Origin of the sequence: Tannerella sp., from assembly GCF_030528505.1 — a bacterium.
Lineage (GTDB): Bacteria > Bacteroidota > Bacteroidia > Bacteroidales > Tannerellaceae > Tannerella.
In genome coordinates this window covers 19168-39879 of record NZ_JAUMYS010000010.1, presented here as the reverse complement: position 1 = coordinate 39879, position 20712 = coordinate 19168, and the positions used below count along the sequence as shown (strand labels likewise).

Here is a 20712-nt window from a genome sequence, read left to right as displayed (position 1 = left end):
AAAAACGTTTCTTCAGCATAAAAAATTGGAATGTCATAAACAAAACACGACTTATCAGAACGAAAAAACAGGCTGACAGAAGCAAAAAACACCCCGTCAGAACGAAAAAATGAATCGTCAGCATAAAAAAATGGACTGTCGGTTTGTGATAAATGATTTCGCAGGGACAAAAACATCCGCATGGCTCCATTCAAATATATGGAATGTTTTTATACCTTTGTGTCGTGTTAATAAATAGAGAAACGATGAAAACAACGTATCAGGAAGCCGCGGATTATCTGGCTTCAAAAATCAAAAAACAGCCGGAGACAGCGATTATTCTCGGCAGCGGGTTGGGAGCACTGGCCGACAGAATTGAAGAAGCGACGATTATCCCATATACCGAAATTCCTCACTTCATGAATTCTACAGCCACGGGACACAAAGGGAATCTGATTTTCGGAACACTCGGTGGACGGCAGGTGATGGCCATGCAGGGACGTTTCCATTATTACGAAGGATACACCATGCAGCAAGTCACCTTTCCCGTACGTGTGATGAAGCTGCTTGGTGTCAAAAATCTGCTCGTTTCGAATGCGGCCGGAGGTATCAATCATACCTTTCATGTAGGCGATCTGATGATCATCCGCGACCATATCAATATGCTGCCGAACCCGTTAATCGGCCCGAACAACGAAGCCTTCGGGACACGCTTCCCAGATATGACACGCGCCTACGACCGTGAATTTATCAAGCACGTCGAAGCCATTGCCGAAGAACATCGCATACCGCTCAAGAAAGGCGTTTATGTCGGCCTTACCGGCCCTTCGTATGAGACGCCGGCCGAATATGCGTTTTACGGCAAAGTGGGCGGCGACGCCATCGGTATGAGTACGGTGCCGGAAGTAATCGTTGCCCGTCATGCCGGACTGCGTGTCTTTGGGATGTCGGTCATCACGAACGAAGGCTACCATTTCGCGGACGATTTCGTGAACGATGGTGAAGAAGTCGTGAAAGCCGCCAACCGTGCCACCGACGTCATGACCCTGCTCTTCTCGGAATTGATCAAACGAATCTAACGCCCAGGCTCTTGCAAACGATGAACGGAGACCCGCGTCTTTACGCGCTGCTGAAACAACTCGATATCGAGTTCGAATACCTTGAGCATCCGCCCGCACCGACGATCGAGATCGCCAAGCAATATTGGGCGGGACACGATGCGAAGCACTGCAAAAACTTGTTTTTCCGCAACCATAAGGGAAACCGTCATTATTTGGTCATTCTCGATTGTGATTGCTCGATGGATATACACGCCATAGAAAAACTTCTTGGACAAGGAAAACTTACGTTTGCTTCCGAAAAACGGATGATAAAATATCTTGGCGTCACTCCCGGTTCGGTAACCCCTTTCGGACTGATACACGACGAGGCGCATCACGTACATGTTTTTCTGGACCGTAACTTGCAGAAAGCTGCTCGACTGAGTTTCCATCCGTGCATCAATACGGCTTCACTCATCATTTCGAGCAATGACTTCATACGCTTCATGGAACACACCCAGAATACGTACGAATGGATCGATTTGTATGATTTATAAAAAAGTGAAGAGTGAAAAGTGAAAAGTATGAATTTAGGAACAAAAAAAATATAACGAATACGATGAAAACAAGACGAGATTTTTTGAAAAACACAACGTTGGCAGGATTAAGCATGCTGTCTCTCCCTGAACTGGCCAAAGCAGTTGTCAACGAACAAAATGGCGTTTCGGCTCCGAAGATCACGATCAAGAACAATGCCGTGATTCTTTTTCAAGGCGATTCAATCACCGACTGCGGACGAAACCGAGAGGCCGTCGATTGCAATACGTTCGATATGATAGGTCCCGGTTATCCGTTGCTGGCGGCGACACAACTGCTAAAAACATATGCCGACAAGCAAGTCAAAATATACAATCGCGGCATCAGCGGGAATAAAGTGTACCAATTGCGTAGCCGATGGGAAGTCGATACCCTGGCGTTTATACCCGATATACTGAGTATTCTGATCGGTGTAAACGATTTCTGGCATACGCTTTCGAGCGGATACAAGGGAACAGCAGAAACGTATGAAAACGACCTGCGCGATCTGCTGAATTATACAAAAGAGAAACTCCCGCACACCCAGCTTGTTTTGGGTGAACCTTTTGCTCTTCGCGGCGGATCGGCTATCGACGAGCCGAAATGGTTCCCGATGTTCGATGCATATCGGATGTCGCTGAAAAAACTGGCCAATGAATTCGGGGCAGTCTTTGTGCCCTATCAGTCGGCCTTCGATGCGGCGATGAAGCTGGCTCCCGCCCGTTACTGGTCCGCTGATGGTGTACACCCCGACTTACCCGGTCGTCAACTGATGGCCGATGTCTGGCTGGAAGCAACCGGCTTAAAAAAATAATCCGCTACAAAAGCGTTTGATAAAGGGCGTTCTGCCATTATTCCGGCAAGTATTTCAAAAAAATAATGGCAGAACGCTTGCGATATCAAAAAAAGACTCTATCTTTGCACCCGCTAATCATAAAAGTACTTAGCGAATAGTGCGGAAGTAGCTCAGTTGGTAGAGCACAGCCTTGCCCCCAAAAGATAAAGGTTACAACCTTGGCAAGGTAAAAGCAAAAACCTACAAACTACGAAAGCAAAAAAACAACGCGGAAGTAGCTCAGTTGGTAGAGCACAACCTTGCCAAGGTTGGGGTCGCGGATTCGAGTTCCGTCTTCCGCTCTTGATGTAAAGGAGGTCTCTCCCCTTTTTTGTTGCTGAAAAGCCAAAATTACGAGAGCTTTCCTTGACAGAGGATGAACAAAGAGCGAGAAGCGATCGCCTTGAAGAAAAATTGAAGTAAGCCCAGGTGGCGGAATTGGTAGACGCGCACGTTTCAGGTGCGTGTGTCGAGAGGCATGCAGGTTCGAGTCCTGTTCTGGGCACCCCTTCAATATGCGCAGGTGGTGGAATTGGTAGACACGCTACTTTGAGGGGGTAGTGCCGGCAACGGTGTGTGAGTTCAAATCTCATCCTGCGTACGTAGAAAAAGACGCGTAGAGTTTTTCCCTCCATGACAAGAGGAAGAATGTGGCTCTTAGCGTCCTTTGATGGATAAAATAAGAAGAAAAAAATAAAGCAATGTCTAAGATTTGTCAAATTACCGGAAAGAAAGCGATGTCGGGAAACAATGTCGCACATTCGAATGTACGGACGAAGCGCAAGTTTAATGTGAACTTGTTTACCAAAAAGTTCTATTGGGTAGAACAAGATTGCTGGATCCGTCTGAACATATCGGCTGCCGGCTTGCGTCTGATCAATAAGATCGGTTTGGATGCAGCCATCAAGAAAGCTGCTGATAAAGGATATTTAGGTGCATAACGTAGATAGAGGAGGAAACGAACAATGGCAAAAAAAGTAAAAGGAAACAGAGTACAGGTCATTCTCGAATGTACGGAACATAAGGAAAGCGGTCTTCCCGGAATGTCGCGTTATATCACAACAAAAAACCGTAAAAATACGACACAGCGGTTGGAGTTAAAGAAATATAACCCGATTTTAAAGAAGATGACCTTACATAAGGAAATTAAGTAATTATTTTTATAGGAGATTTGAACCATGGCAAAAAAAACGGTGGCAACCTTTAAGTCAGGAGAAGGCGGACGTACTTATTCCAAAGTGATTAAGATGGTAAAATCGCCCAAAACGGGAGCATACATCTTCCAAGAAGAAATGATCCCGAACGACTCGGTAAAGGATTATTTTAAGAAGTAAGTAACGAAGCTTCAATAATCACGGTAAGATTTATTGGATAATCAATACAAGTAACTAGTATAAGTCACAGCAAAGTTCGCTTTGTTGTGATTTTCTTTTTTAGGCCCCTTGTTCAAAAGAAAAACATGACGGAACGAAATAAATTACATACCTTTGGCGATACAAAACTCAAACTCTTATGACGAAGAAAATATTAGTAACAGGCGGAACCGGCTACATCGGTTCGCATACGACGGTAGAACTGCAAAACGCAGGCTATGAAGTAATCAGCATCGACAATTTATCGAATTCGGAGATCGGTGTGCTTGACGGTATTGAAAAAATCACAGGACAGCGACCTGTTTTCGAAGCCGTCGACTGTAACGATAAGGAAGCATTAGACCGAGTGATGACCGACCATCCGGGTATCGAAGGAATCATCCACTTTGCAGCCAGCAAGGCGGTAGGCGAATCCGTACAAAAACCGTTGAAATATTATCGCAACAACCTCGTTTCACTGATCAACCTGCTCGAACTGATGCCCAAGCACGGTATCAAAGGGCTTGTCTTTTCTTCGTCGTGCACAGTCTACGGACAGCCGGACGCCGACCATCTGCCAGTCACCGAAGAGGCGCCCATTCAGCCGGCCTGCTCGCCTTACGGCAACACGAAACAGATCAACGAAGAAATCATACGCGATACGATTCATGCGGGAGCGCCCTTCAAAAGTATCCTGCTACGCTATTTCAACCCGATCGGCGCACATCCCTCGGCCGAAATCGGCGAGTTGCCTATCGGCATTCCGCAAAACCTCGTCCCTTTCCTGACACAGACGGCAGCAGGCATACGTAAGGAGCTGAGTGTCTTCGGGAACGACTACAATACCCCGGACGGCTCATGCATACGTGACTACATCAATGTGGTAGACTTGGCCAAGGCACATGTCATCGCTATCGACCGGATGCTGAACAATGCATCGAACGAGCCGCTGGAAATATTCAATCTCGGCACAGGGCGCGGCGTCTCCGTACTCGAGCTGATCCGCACATTCGAAGAAGCCACAGGCGTCAAGGTGCCGCATAAGATTACCGGACGTCGCGAAGGAGATATCGAGAAAGTCTGGGCAGACCCGAAACACGCCAACGAAACGCTTGGCTGGACAGCTCGAGAGACACTGGCTGACACGCTTAAATCCGCTTGGGAATGGCAAAAGAAATTAAGGAACCAATCATAACCTCATCACAAAACGAACAATATGAAAATAAGACTGTTTATTACCGGCATGCTTTTATTGTCGGGCATCCGACTCTCGGCACAGGAAATGACGAAGTACGGTATCAAATCGGCCGTGATCAAAAAAGAAGTGACGGCCATGGGACAAAAGATGCAGAACACGCTTTACTTCGACGATTACGGCGAAAAGGAAGCGACCGAACTGCATATTAAAGTCGCGAATATGGAGAAACTCATGCGTACGATTGCCGAAGGAAAAACGAATGTTTCCATCGATATGGAAGAAAAAAAAGCTTACCGGATGCCTGCACCCGATGAACCGTATAACTACCGCAACCTCACCCAGGAAGACAGGACGAAATACAACATCAAGGAAAGCGGCGAAGAAGAAATAGCCGGTAAATTATGTAAAAAATATATGCTCGACATTCCGCAGGGCGACATGAAGTTCCAGGCGACGGTCTGGATATGGGAAGGTATCATGCTGAAATTCGAGTCCGTCAACGAGGGACAGGTCATTGTTACGGACGAAGCCAAAGAAATCAAAGAGAACGAGTCGATACCCACCGACAAGTTTACGATTCCGGAAGGATTTACCGTCCACGAACAGAAGTAAGACCAAAAGAAGAAAGGATGATGGCCTTGCCTATTCTCTACAAAGTGAATACGCCTAAGGCCATCTTCTTTTTTTAGAAAAGCGTTTTACAATCGATTCATCTGATCGCAAATATGTTGTAAACGGTCGATGATGTCATTCAACTTCTGCTGCTGCTTTCGAATCTGTTTCGGACGAAAGTAAAACCAATTCACATTGATCCAGACGATGATGGAAAGGTAGGCAAGAAGGGCTTTCCAGAAAGTCATGAGAGCAACATATTCATACATATAAAGAAGTATTCCAACCGAAAAAAATATAAAATACAAATTCAGTACAATCGTTTGCATAACCCGCTGCCTCTTTTTGATTGACAGAAACAAATTCAAATTAGAACGGGCATCCCCATCACTTCTGTTTATGCGTCGGAACAATAGTCGACCTCGATGAGCCGCAATCACATAAATACCCATAGCACATATCGTCAAACAAGCCCCCAACTTGGTGCTCAGAAATCGTGGTTGATAAGAATACCAGATAAATAAAATAACAATCGTGGTACTGAAGAGAATCAGATTCAGAAACAGTATTGTTTTTCTGTTCGTTCTTTTCAGACGTTCCATCTTGAAGAAAAGTTCTTCTATGCTTGGTGGCTCTACTTTCTGCTCTTTCCACAGATGAGTAATATCCATTTTATTCCTATTCATTTTCTTTAAAATTACGAGCTAATTTTTCTTTGATTCGATGGATTTTCACCCTTACATTGGCATTTGAAAGCCCTACCACATCAGCAATATCAGACTGTTTTACTCCCTCTAGCATTAACGAAATAATGATACGCTCTATTTCGGGAAGAGCTGAAATATACGCATAAAGCTGCCGAATTTGACATTCCGTATCTGTTGGCTGCTCCTCTCCCACTCCATGTACCGGAAATTCCGCTTTAGGAAAACGAGCTTCCTTTTCGATATACCGCAGACAGTTATTCGTTGCAATCCTGAAAATCCATGTCTCGATGTTTGCTTCTCCTCTGAATTGCGGTAACGCTTTCCATATGACAAGAAACGTCTCTTGCGCCATGTCTTGAGCCAAACTATAGTCATTCGTATAGCCCATGCACAAGCGGAACACCCTTGGCCAATACATTTGATAAATCTTTTCAAAAACCATTTATGGCTTTCTTATAAAATCAGTTAGCCAACTTAAATACCATGCTTTATCGTCATACATTATAAAATGTAAGGCTTTATCGGAATACTGAATATCTGCTTGGGGGAGATACTTGAACTGCTCTTCGACTGCCAGTTTCATTCCTCTGAATGGTGCAGCCAGCAAGATAAGTGCAGGACATTGTATCTGTTTTATCCGCCTCCTCAAATCAGTATTGGCAAAACTGCAATACATCTCTGCCAATGTTTTTCGGTCTGATCGAAGACTCCACTCTAGGATCAAGGCTTGTCTGGAAGTATCACTCACTAGTTGCGAAATAGATATTTTCTGCATATGATAAAATTGGCTGTCCGTAACCGAACAAAACTGCTGAACATGTGAAGTACAATCAGGTTTCTCTACAGCTTTAAAATCCGGATTGATCAAGGCTGGTAAAGAAGGTAATCCATCGACGACAACAATTTTAGCGATCAGTTCGGGATGGTCGGCCGCAAGTACCATAGCCAAGCCCGCTCCCATGCTGTGTCCTACGACAACAGGTTGTTCAATCGAATGACTATAAATAAATTGAACAATACTATCCTTCCAACATTCGAACGAAGGATGTGCTTGTGGTTTTACGCCTGCAAAACCGGCCATGGTCAACGTATAACAAGTATAATCATTCTCGAAATAAACTTTTGTTTCATCCCAGACTTCTCCCGAACAGGCAAATCCGGGTATAAAGATAAGTGCTTGCTTACCTTGTCCACTTTTCACAACTTCAAACGCTTTTGTTGCTACTTGCCCTCCCAATACAACACTATGAATCAAGAAAATACTGAGCAGGCAGGCTGTTTTTAAAATTCCAGATGTTCTCATTTTATTCATTATTTATTTTCACATCCATTAGATACGAAAAGAAGCTAAATGTTACAATATGGAGTAAAAAAGAGAAGTGGTCAAAACAGGGTGCAAAAAATATTTTTCATTGATTTCGAGCTATTTTATATCGAATTAAGGGCAATCTCATGGTTTCAAAAAGAGAGAATATATTTCTTAAAAGGAGTGTTTTTCTAATATCAATTATCATTTTTCCCCTGCCGGCAAAAAAGATGTTCTGTATCATTCAGATTTCTTTTGCAATGATAAGTAAAGGATATATTCATTGGTCGCAAAAACAATGATAATAAGATAAAAAAATCCGGCAACCTTTACGAAAGCTGCCGGAGAGAAATCAGTTGTTTTGTTTTCTCAAGAGACGCCGGGCAGAGTCTGCTGCCGCGACTAAACCGCCGGCCATCATAATGACATCTTTTATCACGAGTCTTCCGGCCCCCGAAAGATACGGAAATCCGTAGTTGGGCGTAGGCATGTCCCCTCCGAGGTTGGGTACCCATGTTTCGGGAGTCGTAACCAGAAACGAGAGCGTGACAATTGACATCAAAAAAGTAAGTACGCCTCCTACAACTCCGATTTTCGGGCTCCATATTCCGAGCAGAACCAACGTGCCAATCAACACAATAAACGTCCCTAAACCGTAAGAGAAGAGGTAGGTTCCGTTCGATTTGTGCCATTCAATGTTGCGGGCCACCATTTTTCCTTCGGGATTCCGATGCACGGTATATTCTTTCACCGTTTCGCCTTTTTCGTTAATGGTCATTTTATCGGAGCGTTGATACAAAAAACTCATAAAAGGACTGTTAGAAACAAAAGGCACAATGCCGTCGGCTTCGTACTGAAAAGCTTTGAGCCCTCCGATCCAAGCCATTACAATAAAGATGGCCACGCGGACAAAGTTAATAAAATGTGTTTGGCTATCAGCCAAAAAATGGAGACCGTAGTCGATCCAAGTTTTAATTTTTTCCATCGTCATGTCTTTTAAAAATTTTGGTGCAAAGGTAAGGATGGCAATCGTTTCCGACAATGGACAGAAACGGATAATACATAGACTATTTTGCCACGATCGAGATACCGACTTCCTGCCGATAATGAAGAGGCGACAGCCCGACGGTTTTTCTGAAGTAGCGGCTGAAATAAAAGACATCCTCGAAGTTAAGCTGAGTCGCAATTTCTTTTATGGGAATTCGGGTCAAGTGCAACATCTTTTTTGCTTCGAGCACTACCCGATCTTGAATCAACTGCGTGGGAGTTTTCCCGAAAAACTGCCGTGTTTTTTTCGATAAGGCGCTGGGAGAAAGGGCCAACTCCGATGCATAAAACGAAGGGCTGCGTTGGGTCAGAAAGTGCGTATCGATCAGTTGACGGATGTCGTTCATCTCCCGCGTCCAGTCGATGGCAGCCGCTTCGACTTCGTGTAACTGTTGTTTTTTCGTCCGGCTGCAAAGAGCGAGAATCAGTTGTAGATAGGCTTTCAGAATAGCGTCGGAGAACGAAGAGTCACACGTCAGCTCACGACGTATTTTTCCGAGCAAAAAATGAAGCTCATCGAAATCGGTATCCGAAACCGTGATATGCGGATACATATATATATTATTAAAGAGCAACCCGTTGCAGGCCACATCGTGTTTGTGATATTCGATGCAATAAAAATCGCCGTGAAAAGCCAATCCTTCGATTTCAATCTGATCGCCGGAACCCCATACCAGCGTTTGAAAAGGCGTAAAAAAGAGTACCGTCGCCCCGTTGCAACGGTATGTTGTAAAATCGACCGAAAAATCCCCTTCACCCTTAAACAGTAAAATATGATAATCGGGCGAAGAGAAAGACTGCGAAAAATCACTTGCCTTACATTGGAACAATTTTATTCGATGCATAGCCGCCTTTTTTAAGCTCCGCACAACGTGTCATCGATAAAGACGAATTTCCAGCCGTCCGGAGTGAGGACAAAGTAGAGCGCCACGGGAGAATGATGCTTGTTAGGCACGTAAACGACGCGTATTTGGGCGTCAGAATACGGCAAGACGACGGGCTTCGTCTCGAGGGTTTCCGCATTCACTACGACATCGGGCACCTTCTCCACCGATTCATAATATACTTCACCTTCGTTATCGAATTCCAGTTCACACGCGCTCTTCCCGTCCGGAAGTTCCGTCACCGAAATCTCGCCCCCTGCACACGGCTCGAACGTAAAATCACCGTATTCGTCGAACCCGAAATTCCGGTCACTTCCGGCCAAATAAACAAAAACTCCCGGTGCATAGTAGCGTTGCAAACCCATTTGAGGATCGATGTAAGGCGACAAGCATGGGTCATGATCCCGAATCAGTCGATTCAGGTTCTTTTCATAGAAGCATACATCTAGGAACTCAAACAGGAAACTAATAAACCCGTCGGGATCTTCATCCTCTTCCCGGCCTAATCCATCGACCATCAACGACTCGACAACGACCGGAATAACCGCCCCGAAACGAGAGGCATTTTGAGGCGTATACGTAAATTTCAGTTCATGAAACGATTCGTAACCCCAAAAGGTATATTGCATACAAGTATTTTGCCTCTCCTTCCATACCATCCGGTAAAAGTTCTTCTCAAGTTGCTTTTCGGAGACGTTCCGCCCTTCAATATCTTTCCGGTAAGCCTCTTCAAGCGAAAGACCGGCTTTGTCGGTCCGGTACACCTGCATGTTCGATATCCCATCGTCTGCTACGAACGTTTGCCCCTCCTCACGACCTTCGCCCTCGGGTAGGAGGAATAAAGGATAAACCACCGTATAACCGTAATGATCGTTACGGTAGTAATCATACGTAATATCCTCTTCGTATGACGTTTGCTTTTTGTTGCTTAGACAAGCGACCGAGAACATCATAAGGCCGACCAATAACAGCTGTGCTTTTATCTTCATCTTTTTATTTTTATTGAGGTGTGCTTCCATCTGTCCTGTTTATTCATCCGGTACAAATATCGTATTTTTTCTACAAAACATGCGATTTCCGGCATAATTTTAACCGAAAAAAAAGAAACAAAAAGCTTTTGGTGCGACAGGCTTGAACGAGTATAAAAAAGACAAATACATATCTGCCGAATTTACTATCTTTGTCGGGCAGCTTTATGACGCATTATGGATTATTACGAATTTCAATTCAGCTACACATCGCTTGTAGCTACAGAAGTGATTAACGATATTTTGGCGACCGAACTGGGAACTATTGGATTTGAAAGCTTTGTATCTGACGAAAACGGCCTGAAAGCCTATATCCCCGTCTCCGCCTTTCAGCCTGACACTTTGACAGATTGCCTGTCCGCTTTTCCGCTCGAAGAAACGGTCATTCATCATACGCACACACCGATTGCAGCCCGAAACTGGAACGAGGAATGGGAGAAAAACTATTTTCAGCCCATCCGCATCGGCAAGCAATGCCTTATCCGCGCATCGTTTCACAAGCCGGAAGAAGGATACGAGCATACCCTCGTCATCGACCCGAGAATGGCATTCGGCACCGGCAATCACGCCACGACTTATCTCATGCTCTGTGAGATGCTCGCGCTTGATCTGCGCGGCAAGGAAGTGCTCGACATGGGATGCGGCACCGCCGTACTCGCCATTTTGGCGGCTCGTAAACATGCTCAGCGTGTTGTCGCCATCGACATCGACGAGTGGGCCTACCGAAACGCGATTGAGAATTGCCGGCTCAACAACAATCCCGATATACGAATAGAACAAGGTGGAGCAGAATGCCTCCCACATTTCGGAACGTTCGATTATATCTTTGCCAACATCAACCGCAACATCCTGCTGAATAACATCCGCCACTATGTATCGGTACTAAAATGCGGCGGACAGCTTTATATGAGTGGTTTCTACGAAGAAGATATCCCCGCGATAGAAAAAGAATGCCGACTGAACAGGCTGACGCTTCTTTCGCACACATCCCGCGATCAATGGGTGGCCGTGCGGACAGAAAAAAGACACGAAAACACAGACGGACTCAACTCTTAAATAACATTAAAAACCATTACAATCATTTGATTGGCTGAAAAGAAATCTTATATTTGTAGGAGTATTCATTTTTATAATATAAACCGCTATGAACAGAAATGTAGATCCCAAATTACTATTAGGCCTCGTGATTGGAGCCGCAGTGGGGGCAACGATAGGCTACCTGGCCGCAACAGATAAGAAAGGAGAATTATTCGACGAATTAAACGAGATGGTAGGAAAAGTGAAAGACGGATTTCAGTCGGCTGTTTCCAAATTCAAAGAAAGCCGGATACACGAACTCGTTGAAGAAGCCCAAGCCACCGAAGTAAAATAATGTTTATATGAAACTTGATACGGAAAACTTCTTCCGAGAACTGAAAAAAGATATCACCACCTACGGTGAATTAAAATTTGAACTGCTGAAATTAGGTACTTATGAACGGACGGGAAAAGTCATTTCGGTCCTTTCATATGGCCTGATACTACTTACACTCGGGTTCTTCCTGAGTCTCTTTATTTTCCTTGCGCTCGGTTTCTTTCTGGGCGAATGGCTCAACTCGAAAGGCATTGGTTTTTCGATCGTTGTAGGCATCTACCTCCTGATGATCGGAGGAGTTGTTCTTTTCAAGGAAAAAATACAAACGCGCGTTTTGAATACCGTAATTGCAGCACTGATTGCCAATGACCATAAAACCGATGAAACCGATGAACATGACCCTTCCGAAACAGACACCGCTGAGTAAATTGCAGACTGATAGAGAACGCCTCCGGCTATTATGTCGGATACAAGAGCAGAAACTAAACGAAGAATTTCGGTATATGCGTGAAAACGCTGGCCGCCTTCTCTTCTCTGGCATTTCCGCCCTCTTCTCGACGTCCGGTTCTTCCAAATCGGAAAAGAAAAAAGCTGCGGCCCTTTCTCCGGCTCCTTCGGTTGCTTCGCTTTCATCGCTGCGACCGGCCGATTTCTTGTCGTTAGGTACCGGCCTCATTCCCTATGCCTGGGAATTCGCACAACCGTTGCTTATCGCCTGGGGCATCAGACGGGCTAAAAAATGGATTGGAAATTTGTTCTCTTCAAAGAGAAAGTGAACATCCAAGAATTAATTTATGTTATGAAGCATGTTTTTCTTCTTGAATAGGCTTCAAACAAGAAAAAATTCATACCTTTGCGCCCGTAGAAATCAAGGCAAAAAGATTAAACATGAAGCGTATTATCATGGTTTTAACAATGATCGCAAGCATATTATGGATATGCGCATCATGCGCCACCCCTTGTGGCTGTTAAACAGAAAAATCAAAATGACATTATATTTCAAACCTTTTTAAAATTATACAACAATGACAAAAGTAGGTATTAACGGATTTGGCCGTATCGGACGTTTTGTGTTCCGTGCTGCCCAAACAAGAAATGACATTGAAATCGTTGGAATTAACGACCTCTGTCCGGTAGATTACATGGCTTATATGCTCAAGTACGATACAATGCACGGCCGCTTTAAAGGAACCGTTGAATATAGCGTGGAGAAAAGCCAGTTGATCGTCAACGGCAAAGCAATCCGCGTCACCGCAGAAAAAGACCCGGCCAGCCTGAAATGGAATGAAGTAGGCGCCGAATATGTAGTAGAGTCTACCGGTCTCTTCCTGACGAAAGAAAAAGCTCAAGGACATATCGACGCAGGTGCGAAGTACGTCGTAATGTCGGCCCCGTCGAAAGACGATACCCCCATGTTTGTTTGCGGTGTGAACCACGACGCATACGAGAAAGGAACAAAATTCGTGTCGAACGCTTCTTGTACGACCAACTGTCTGGCTCCTATCGCCAAAGTATTGAACGACAAATTCGGTATCAAGGAAGGCTTGATGACGACCGTTCACTCGACAACGGCTACTCAGAAGACCGTAGACGGTCCTTCGTTGAAAGACTGGAGAGGCGGACGTGCTGCTTCGGGCAACATCATCCCGTCGTCGACCGGTGCCGCTAAGGCAGTAGGTAAAGTTATTCCGTCGTTGAACGGGAAACTGACGGGTATTTCGATGCGCGTACCGACTTTGGACGTGTCGGTTGTAGACCTGACGGCCAACCTGGAAAAACCGGCTACGAAAGAAGCGATCTGCCAGGCGATGAAAGAAGCCGCAGAAGGCGAACTGAAAGGTATTCTGGGATACACGGAAGACGCTGTCGTTTCTTCCGACTTCCTCGGCTGCGAACTGACTTCGATCTTCGATGCCAACGCCGGAGTTTATCTGACAGACACATTCGTGAAGGTGATTGCATGGTACGATAACGAAATCGGCTACTCGAACAAAGTGCTTGATTTGATTGCTCACATGGCAAAAGTAAACGGATAATCCGTTTATCGATTCATAAAAACAAAAAAGAGACTGCCCCTTTTTCAAGTGAGGCAGTCTTTTTTTAGGCGATTCTGCCAACTCACTTTCCTGCCATCGGATAGATTGTACGAAAAAACGCTCCGGAAGAGCCGAAACAACGCCATGACACAACCGTTTTTATAAACAAATCTCCTTTTCCTCAAATCTAAAAACAGTTAAATAATCATAAAAACAAAGTCTCGGAGTAACCAATCCGTTTTTTTTGTGTTATATTTATAGCCGATGAAAAAGCTTTCGGGCCTTTTTCATCAGATGTCTAATTTAAAATTCAGAAGCGATGAAAAAATTCTTTTCAAAAAGTCTTATAAAGACTTCAACAGGGAACAGTGACATCGCAAAGAATGACCTCTATGCGAACAGGGATTATTATTGCGAAGGTCAAGAGGTTCGGATCGAAGTATCCGAAGAGAGTGCAAACGTCGAAAAAGACGTAAGGGAAGCAGAGGTAAAAGTGAAAAAACAAAAGTTTACCGCCTGCTATAATATGTTCTTTTAAGGACGGTCAACACACGGAATGAAAGGTTCGTCGGATTTGGGGATATCCGGTTTTCTCCGTACTTTTGTGCGAGCATAGAATGAGAACATACGAACTGATTACCATCTTAGGGCCAACCGCTTGCGGCAAAACAAGTTTTGCCGCAGCATTGGCTGCGGATCTGAATACTGAAATCATCAGCGCCGATTCACGACAAGTCTATCGCCGGATGGACATCGGCACGGGCAAAGATTTGGACGACTATACCGTCGGTGCAAAAAAGATTCCGTACCATCTGATTGATATTTGCGAGCCGGGCACAAAATACAACGTCTTCCGGTATCAACACGATTTTTTTCATCTATTCGATAATCTCAGACAGCAAGGCATCGTACCGATTTTGTGCGGAGGAACAGGCATGTATATCGAAGCGGTACTCAAAGGATACAAGCTGCTCGATGTGCCGCCCAACCCGGAACTTCGCGAATCGCTCAGAGGTAAGTCGCTCGAAGAACTTGAGGCGATACTTGCTTCGTACAAAACCCTGCATAACAAAACGGATATAGACAGCGCCCAGCGTGCCATCCGCGCCATCGAGATCGAAGAATTTTATCAAACGCAGGCTCCCGAACGGAACGAGTTCGAGCCGATACACAGTCTGATTATCGGACTTGATATCGATCGTGAGTTGCGGCGTGAGCGTATCACCCGGCGACTTCATGCACGCCTCGAACAGGGCATGCTCGAAGAAGTACAGGCGCTTCTCAATTCGGGCATCGCGCCGGACGATCTGATTTACTACGGCCTCGAATATAAATTTATCACGCTGCACCTGACCGGCAAACTGACTTACCACGAAATGGTCGAACAATTAGAGATCGCGATCCATCAGTTTGCCAAGCGACAAATGACCTGGTTCCGCGGCATGGAACGGCGCGGTTTTACGATCCACTGGCTCGATCAGGCGTGGCCGACGGAAGAGAAAATCGCCCGATGCAAAGCACTTATGAATTGACTTATCCAACATCATATCACAATGGTTATTGAACGATTAACAAACTCGAAGAATTTCTTTTTACTGGCCGGCCCTTGCGTCATCGAAAGCGAGGATATGGCTTTACGTATCGCGGAAAAAATCGTCGAAATTACTCAAAAACTTCATATTCCTTACGTTTTTAAAGGATCGTACCGCAAGGCGAACCGTTCGCGCATCGATTCGTTTACGGGTATCGGCGACGAAAAAGCGCTACGCATCCTGCGCAAGGTAGGCGAAACGTTCGATATTCCGACCGTTACGGACATACACGAGACGCACGAAGCCGCCTTAGCAGCCAACTACGTAGATATGTTGCAGATTCCCGCCTTCCTCTGCCGCCAGACCGATTTGCTGATCGCCGCGGCAAAGACCGGAAAAATCGTCAACATTAAAAAAGGACAGTTTCTTGCGCCCGAATCGATGCAATATGCGGCACAGAAAGTGGTAGATGCAGGTAACCGGAACGTGTTCCTTACCGAACGTGGAACCACCTTCGGTTATACCGATTTAGTCGTTGATTTCCGCGGTATCCCCAAGATGCGGCAATACGGCTTCCCCGTGATTACGGACATCACACACTCGTTGCAGCAACCCAACCAAACGTCGGGCGTTTCGGGCGGGCTACCCGAACTGATCGAAACGATTGGCAAAGCCGCCGTGGCCGTGGGTACGGACGGATTATTTATCGAGACGCATCCCGAACCTTCACAAGCCAAGTCGGACGCAACCAATATGCTTCCGCTCGAACTGCTGGAAGGCCTTCTGACAAAACTGGTACGGATACGGCAGGCTGTACAGCATCCGTAGAAATAAAAAAACAGAGATTTTCCCCTCGCCCACCGAGTATTTATTTGTAACGATTTCGGGGCTCTTTCGGAAGAATATAAACGATATCTCGAAGAAGCGAAATGCTCCTAAAAGCATCAACGCTGGACTTCGGAAGAGCAAAATAACGATCAGGAACCTGATACGAAACCACGCCTTGTCCTTTTCGCACGGAAAGTCTTTTATTCACCGATATGCACAAAAACACCTAAGATGTGCAATTTCTTTTCAAAAAACTTTGAAATCCGAAATCATTCATTACTTTTGCAGACGATAACGCAGGGATGAAAACAGGTCGAAACTGCTTGCAACGGGCACTATTACATGCTTCCGTAGCCGTTCTAAAACATGCAACGACCTTCTATATATTCGTAAGCGATTATTCACATAAAATTATATATACGAATGAAAATCATTGTATTGGCCAAACAAGTGCCAGACACCCGCAACGTCGGGAAAGACGCCATGAAAGAAGACGGTACGATCAATCGAGCCGTGCTTCCCGCCATCTTCAATCCGGAAGACCTCAACGCGCTGGAACAGGCATTACGTCTCAAAGAACAACATCCGGGTACGACCGTCACGATCCTGACCATGGGGCCGGGACGTGCGGCAGAAATCATCCGCGAAGGATTATATCGCGGAGCGGACGACGGCTACCTGCTGACCGACCGCGCATTTGCCGGGGCAGATACGCTCGCCACATCGTACGCGCTGGCGCTGGCGATCCAAAAAATTGGCTCGTTTGACCTGATTATCGGCGGACGGCAGGCGATCGACGGCGACACGGCACAGGTAGGGCCTCAGGTGGCCGAGAAACTCGGCCTGACACAAATCACGTACACCGAAGAGATTGTCAAAATCGAAAACAACCGGATCACGGCCAAACGTAAAATTCCCGGAGGAATCGAAACGGTCGAAGCGCCGATGCCTATCGTTGTAACGGTTAACGGATCGGCCGCACCGTGCCGCCCGCGCAACGCCAAGCTGGTACAGAAGTACAAACGGGCATTGGGAGCACAGGAGAAGGCCGAGCGGACGAAAAACGGCGCTGCACTGCCTTATGCCGAGCTGTATGAGAATCGCCCGTACCTGAACATCATCGAATGGTCGGTAGCCGACGTAAACGGCGACGTAGCACAATGCGGACTATCCGGCTCACCGACGAAAGTGAAAACGGTCGAAAATATCGTTTTCCAGACGAAAGAAAACAAATCGTTTACCGACTCGGACAGTGATATCGAAGCTCTGATGAAAGAATTAATCGGTAATCATACGATCGGGTAGAGGGAGAGAGAACAGGAGTCGGAGCAGTTAAGGGTAGTAAGGTATGGCAACCAAGTCTTTTGAACAATTAGTCGTATGAATCATGATACTACACATCGACGACATGGACAACATCGACGGTACTGACGGCATGGACTACTTTTACTACTCTAAGTGCTTTCGCTACATTGACTACCTTGATGACATCGACTATATTGATTATATTGACTACATCAATTACATGATGACTACATTTAAAATAAACAAATAAAAATACGATACATAATGAACAACATAGTTGTATATTGCGAAATAGATGGCGGCACGATTGCCGATGTCAGCCTCGAACTGCTTACCAAAGGACGTTCGCTGGCCAATCAACTGAACTGCGGTCTGGAGGCTGTCGTAGCGGGAAGCAAGCTCGACGGCGTAGAAAAACAAGTGATGCCGTACGGTGTAGATGTACTGCATCTGTTCGACGACGAGCGACTCGATCCGTACACCTCGCTGCCTCACACGTCGATCCTGATTAAGCTCTTCGAGCAGGAGAAGCCGCAAATTGCCCTGATGGGAGCAACCGTCATCGGTCGAGACCTTGGGCCGCGCGTATCGTCGGCGCTGACAAGCGGGTTGACGGCCGACTGTACGGCGCTCGAAATCGGCAAGCATGAAGACAAAAAAGCCGGCAAGACATACGAGAACCTCCTCTACCAGATACGTCCCGCGTTCGGCGGGAATATCGTCGCGACGATCATCAACCCCGAACATCGCCCGCAGATGGCGACCATACGCGAAGGAGTGATGAAGAAAGAAATCTTCGATGCCAACTATCAAGGCAAAGTGATCAGGCACGACGTGTCGCAATTCGTTTCCGAGACGGATTATGTCGTGCAGGTGATCGAACGCCATGTCGAAAAGGCGAAACACAACCTGAAAGGCTCACCGATCGTTGTCGCCGGTGGTTACGGCGTCGGCTCGAAAGAGAACTTCAAGCTGCTGTTCGACCTCGCCAAAGAACTGCATGCCGAAGTAGGCGCATCGCGCGCAGCCGTCGATGCGGGATTCACCGATCACGACCGGCAGGTGGGACAAACCGGCGTCACCGTACGCCCCAAACTGTATATCGCCTGCGGCATCTCCGGACAGATTCAGCACATCGCGGGAATGCAGGAAAGTTCGATCATCATTTCGATCAACAGCGATCCCAACGCCCCGATCAACGCGATTGCCGACTACGTGATCACCGGCACGGTCGAAAACGTAATCCCCAAAATGATTAAATACTACAAGAAGAACAGTAAATAACGATTATCATGGCAAACTTTTATTTAGATACCCCCTCGTTGCGTCATCACCTGCATCACCCGCTGATGCGGCGGATTGTGGAATTGAAGGAACGCGAATTCAAAGATAAAGACGAATACGATTATGCTCCCATCGACTTCGACGATGCGATGGACAGTTACGAGCGCGTGCTCGAGATGGTCGGCGAGATCAGCGCCGAAGTCATTGCTCCGAATGCCGAGAGCGTCGATCAGGAAGGCCCGACGGTGGCCAACGGACGAGTAACATACGCCCGCGGCACGCAGGAAAACCTCGATGCCGTACGTAAAGCCGGACTGATGGGCATGGCCATGCCGCGCCGTTACGGCGGGCTGAACTTCCCCATCGTGCCTTACATCATGGCCGCCGACATCGTGTCGCGCGCCGATGCCGGATTCGAAAATCTCTGGGGATTGCAGGACTGCGCCGAAACGCTTTACGAATTCGGGAACGAAGAGCAGCACAAACACTATATCCCCCGTGTGTGCAAGGGTGAAACGATGTCGATGGACTTGACCGAACCCGATGCCGGTAGCGACCTGCAATCGGTGATGCTCAAAGCCACGTTCGACGAGAAAGAGAATTGCTGGCGACTGAACGGCGTGAAACGTTTTATCACCAACGGCGACTCGGACATCCATCTCGTACTCGCCCGCTCGGAAGAAGGAACAAAAGACGGACGCGGCCTTTCGATGTTCATCTACGACAAGCGAAACGGAGGCGTGAACGTCCGCCGCATCGAAAACAAGATGGGCATCAAAGGTTCCCCCACCTGTGAGCTGGTATTCAACAATGCGAAGGCTGAGCTCTGCGGCGAGCGCCGGCTCGGATTGATCAAATACGTCATGGCGCTGATGAACGGCGCCCGTTTGGGCATCATGGCGCAAGCCGTGGGACTCTGCGAAGCGGCCTATCAGGAAGGATACAAATATGCGCAGGAACGTCGGCAGTTCGGCAAAGCCATTTTGGACTTTCCGGCCGTCTACGAGATGGTAGCCATGATGCGTGCCCGTACCGATGCCGTACGCGCCATGCTCTATGAAACGGCACGTTTCGTCGATGTCTACAAAGTGCTGGACGACATCTCGCGCGAGCGCAAACTCACGCCCGAAGAACGTCAGGAGCAGAAGAAATACGCCAAGCTGGCCGATGCGTTCACCCCGATGGGCAAAGGCATGTCGACCGAATTTGCGAACCAGAACGCCTACGACGCGATACAGATTCACGGCGGATCGGGTTTTATGAAAGATTATGCCTGCGAACGTCTCTATCGCGACGCACGTATCACGAATATTTACGAAGGAACGACCCAATTACAGGTCGTTGCGGCCATCCGCCACGTCACCACAGGCACATACCTCGCGAGACTGCGCGAATATGAAGCGATGGAATACAAGCCCGAACTCTCGTCGCTGAAGCAAGACCTCATCGCGATGACCGATACGTACGAGCAGTTAGTGACGAAAGTGACCGAGGCGAAAGACAACGAGTACCTCGATTTCCTTGCCCGTCGCCTCGTCGAAGCAGCGACGCATTGCGTATTCGGTTACCTGTTGCTGCAAAGCGCCCATACGGACGATTCGTTCCTGCCTTCTACGCAGGTTTACCTCCACTACGGTAAAGCGGAGATATACAAAATCCGTTCGTTTATCGAAAACTTCAGCGTCGAAGACCTGAAGGCCTACCGCAGAGAGTAAAAACAAAGTTACTATACCGAGTAACGAAAATGAGGGTGTGTCAAAACGCAATGTTTGGGCACACCCTCTTTAGGTGTGTAAGAATGGGAAAAAT

At 46.7% G+C, this 20712-nt stretch carries 26 protein-coding genes and 3 tRNA genes; 22 read left to right on the top strand and 7 right to left on the bottom strand.

Annotation, left to right across the window (positions count from 1 at the left end; translation table 11 throughout):
- Positions 1-194, bottom strand: a 194-nt coding sequence (locus tag Q4A89_RS02840; protein ID WP_303183615.1) for a hypothetical protein, incomplete at its 3' end; no start/stop codon positions are given.
- 51 nt (positions 195-245) lie between these two features.
- Here Q4A89_RS02840 and Q4A89_RS02835 point away from each other — a divergent pair.
- The 11 genes from Q4A89_RS02835 (at position 246) to Q4A89_RS02785 (ending at position 5592) form a co-directional block, all read left to right on the top strand.
- Complete coding sequence (locus tag Q4A89_RS02835; RefSeq protein WP_303183613.1) at positions 246-1058, top strand: purine nucleoside phosphorylase I, inosine and guanosine-specific; 813 nt, start codon at positions 246-248, stop codon at positions 1056-1058.
- Positions 1059-1078: 20 nt separating this feature from the next.
- Positions 1079-1576 carry a prolyl-tRNA synthetase associated domain-containing protein gene (locus tag Q4A89_RS02830; RefSeq protein WP_303183611.1) on the top strand — a complete coding sequence of 166 codons (498 nt, stop codon included), beginning with the start codon at positions 1079-1081 and terminating at the stop codon, positions 1574-1576.
- Positions 1577-1638: 62 nt separating this feature from the next.
- A complete protein-coding gene (locus Q4A89_RS02825) occupies positions 1639-2409 on the top strand; it encodes an SGNH/GDSL hydrolase family protein (RefSeq protein ID WP_303183609.1) in 771 nt (256 codons plus the stop codon).
- A gap of 250 nt (positions 2410-2659) precedes the next feature.
- Positions 2660-2732 (top strand) — tRNA-Gly (locus tag Q4A89_RS02820).
- 121 nt (positions 2733-2853) lie between these two features.
- Positions 2854-2935, top strand: a tRNA-Leu gene (locus Q4A89_RS02815).
- A gap of 12 nt (positions 2936-2947) precedes the next feature.
- A tRNA-Leu gene (locus Q4A89_RS02810) sits at positions 2948-3031 on the top strand.
- A gap of 100 nt (positions 3032-3131) precedes the next feature.
- On the top strand, positions 3132-3371 hold the full coding sequence (gene rpmB, locus Q4A89_RS02805; RefSeq protein ID WP_303183608.1) for a 50S ribosomal protein L28: 240 nt from the start codon (positions 3132-3134) through the stop codon (positions 3369-3371).
- A gap of 24 nt (positions 3372-3395) precedes the next feature.
- Entirely contained in the window at positions 3396-3584 is a 189-nt protein-coding gene (rpmG, locus tag Q4A89_RS02800) for a 50S ribosomal protein L33 (RefSeq protein WP_014223752.1), read from the top strand.
- 24 nt (positions 3585-3608) lie between these two features.
- A complete protein-coding gene (locus Q4A89_RS02795) occupies positions 3609-3764 on the top strand; it encodes a DUF4295 domain-containing protein (protein ID WP_014223751.1) in 156 nt (51 codons plus the stop codon).
- Between the two features lie 178 nt (positions 3765-3942).
- A complete protein-coding gene (gene galE, locus Q4A89_RS02790; protein ID WP_303183603.1) occupies positions 3943-4977 on the top strand; it encodes a UDP-glucose 4-epimerase GalE in 1035 nt (344 codons plus the stop codon).
- A 21-nt stretch (positions 4978-4998) separates the two neighbouring features.
- On the top strand, positions 4999-5592 hold the full coding sequence (locus Q4A89_RS02785) for a hypothetical protein (RefSeq protein ID WP_303183602.1): 594 nt from the start codon (positions 4999-5001) through the stop codon (positions 5590-5592).
- An 86-nt stretch (positions 5593-5678) separates the two neighbouring features.
- Here the strand turns inward: Q4A89_RS02785 and Q4A89_RS02780 are convergent, their stop codons facing one another.
- The 6 genes from Q4A89_RS02780 to Q4A89_RS02755 form a co-directional block, all read right to left on the bottom strand.
- Positions 5679-6278 (bottom strand): hypothetical protein, encoded by a 600-nt coding sequence (locus tag Q4A89_RS02780; RefSeq protein WP_303183600.1) that lies wholly within the window; start codon positions 6276-6278, stop codon positions 5679-5681.
- Positions 6271-6741: an RNA polymerase sigma factor gene (locus Q4A89_RS02775; RefSeq protein WP_303183598.1), complete on the bottom strand. Its 471-nt coding sequence runs from the start codon at positions 6739-6741 to the stop codon at positions 6271-6273. Before Q4A89_RS02775 ends, Q4A89_RS02780 begins: the two co-directional genes overlap by 8 nt.
- Positions 6742-7611 (bottom strand): alpha/beta fold hydrolase, encoded by an 870-nt coding sequence (locus Q4A89_RS02770; protein WP_303183596.1) that lies wholly within the window; start codon positions 7609-7611, stop codon positions 6742-6744. It lies immediately after the preceding gene.
- Positions 7612-7957: 346 nt separating this feature from the next.
- Positions 7958-8590 carry a DUF417 family protein gene (locus Q4A89_RS02765; protein ID WP_303183594.1) on the bottom strand — a complete coding sequence of 211 codons (633 nt, stop codon included), beginning with the start codon at positions 8588-8590 and terminating at the stop codon, positions 7958-7960.
- An 82-nt stretch (positions 8591-8672) separates the two neighbouring features.
- A complete protein-coding gene (locus Q4A89_RS02760; RefSeq protein WP_303183592.1) occupies positions 8673-9497 on the bottom strand; it encodes an AraC family transcriptional regulator in 825 nt (274 codons plus the stop codon).
- Positions 9498-9508: 11 nt separating this feature from the next.
- A complete protein-coding gene (locus tag Q4A89_RS02755; RefSeq protein ID WP_303183590.1) occupies positions 9509-10525 on the bottom strand; it encodes a hypothetical protein in 1017 nt (338 codons plus the stop codon).
- 216 nt (positions 10526-10741) lie between these two features.
- Between Q4A89_RS02755 and prmA the strand changes: the two genes are divergently transcribed.
- The 11 genes from prmA to Q4A89_RS02700 all read left to right on the top strand — a co-directional run bounded on the left by prmA (position 10742) and on the right by Q4A89_RS02700 (position 20618).
- Positions 10742-11620 (top strand): 50S ribosomal protein L11 methyltransferase, encoded by an 879-nt coding sequence (gene prmA, locus Q4A89_RS02750; RefSeq protein WP_303183588.1) that lies wholly within the window; start codon positions 10742-10744, stop codon positions 11618-11620.
- Between the two features lie 88 nt (positions 11621-11708).
- Positions 11709-11936, top strand: a complete 228-nt coding sequence (locus Q4A89_RS02745) for a YtxH domain-containing protein (protein ID WP_303183587.1) — start codon at positions 11709-11711, stop codon at positions 11934-11936.
- Between the two features lie 7 nt (positions 11937-11943).
- Entirely contained in the window at positions 11944-12345 is a 402-nt protein-coding gene (locus Q4A89_RS02740; protein WP_303183585.1) for a hypothetical protein, read from the top strand.
- Positions 12346-12421: 76 nt separating this feature from the next.
- Entirely contained in the window at positions 12422-12694 is a 273-nt protein-coding gene (locus Q4A89_RS02735) for a hypothetical protein (RefSeq protein WP_303183583.1), read from the top strand.
- Between the two features lie 249 nt (positions 12695-12943).
- Positions 12944-13954, top strand: coding sequence for a type I glyceraldehyde-3-phosphate dehydrogenase (gap, locus tag Q4A89_RS02730; protein ID WP_124752158.1), 1011 nt, complete (start codon positions 12944-12946; stop codon positions 13952-13954).
- 617 nt (positions 13955-14571) lie between these two features.
- Positions 14572-15486, top strand: coding sequence for a tRNA (adenosine(37)-N6)-dimethylallyltransferase MiaA (gene miaA / locus Q4A89_RS02725; RefSeq protein ID WP_303183581.1), 915 nt, complete (start codon positions 14572-14574; stop codon positions 15484-15486).
- Positions 15487-15507: 21 nt separating this feature from the next.
- Positions 15508-16314 carry a 3-deoxy-8-phosphooctulonate synthase gene (kdsA, locus tag Q4A89_RS02720; protein WP_303183579.1) on the top strand — a complete coding sequence of 269 codons (807 nt, stop codon included), beginning with the start codon at positions 15508-15510 and terminating at the stop codon, positions 16312-16314.
- A gap of 417 nt (positions 16315-16731) precedes the next feature.
- Positions 16732-17619: an electron transfer flavoprotein subunit beta/FixA family protein gene (locus tag Q4A89_RS02715; protein WP_303183637.1), complete on the top strand. Its 888-nt coding sequence runs from the start codon at positions 16732-16734 to the stop codon at positions 17617-17619.
- Positions 17620-17701: 82 nt separating this feature from the next.
- Positions 17702-17869, top strand: coding sequence for a hypothetical protein (locus Q4A89_RS02710; RefSeq protein WP_303183578.1), 168 nt, complete (start codon positions 17702-17704; stop codon positions 17867-17869).
- A gap of 14 nt (positions 17870-17883) precedes the next feature.
- Positions 17884-18903 (top strand): electron transfer flavoprotein subunit alpha/FixB family protein, encoded by a 1020-nt coding sequence (locus Q4A89_RS02705; RefSeq protein WP_303183577.1) that lies wholly within the window; start codon positions 17884-17886, stop codon positions 18901-18903.
- A gap of 8 nt (positions 18904-18911) precedes the next feature.
- Positions 18912-20618: an acyl-CoA dehydrogenase family protein gene (locus tag Q4A89_RS02700; protein ID WP_303183574.1), complete on the top strand. Its 1707-nt coding sequence runs from the start codon at positions 18912-18914 to the stop codon at positions 20616-20618.
- Positions 20619-20712: the final 94 nt, after the last annotated feature.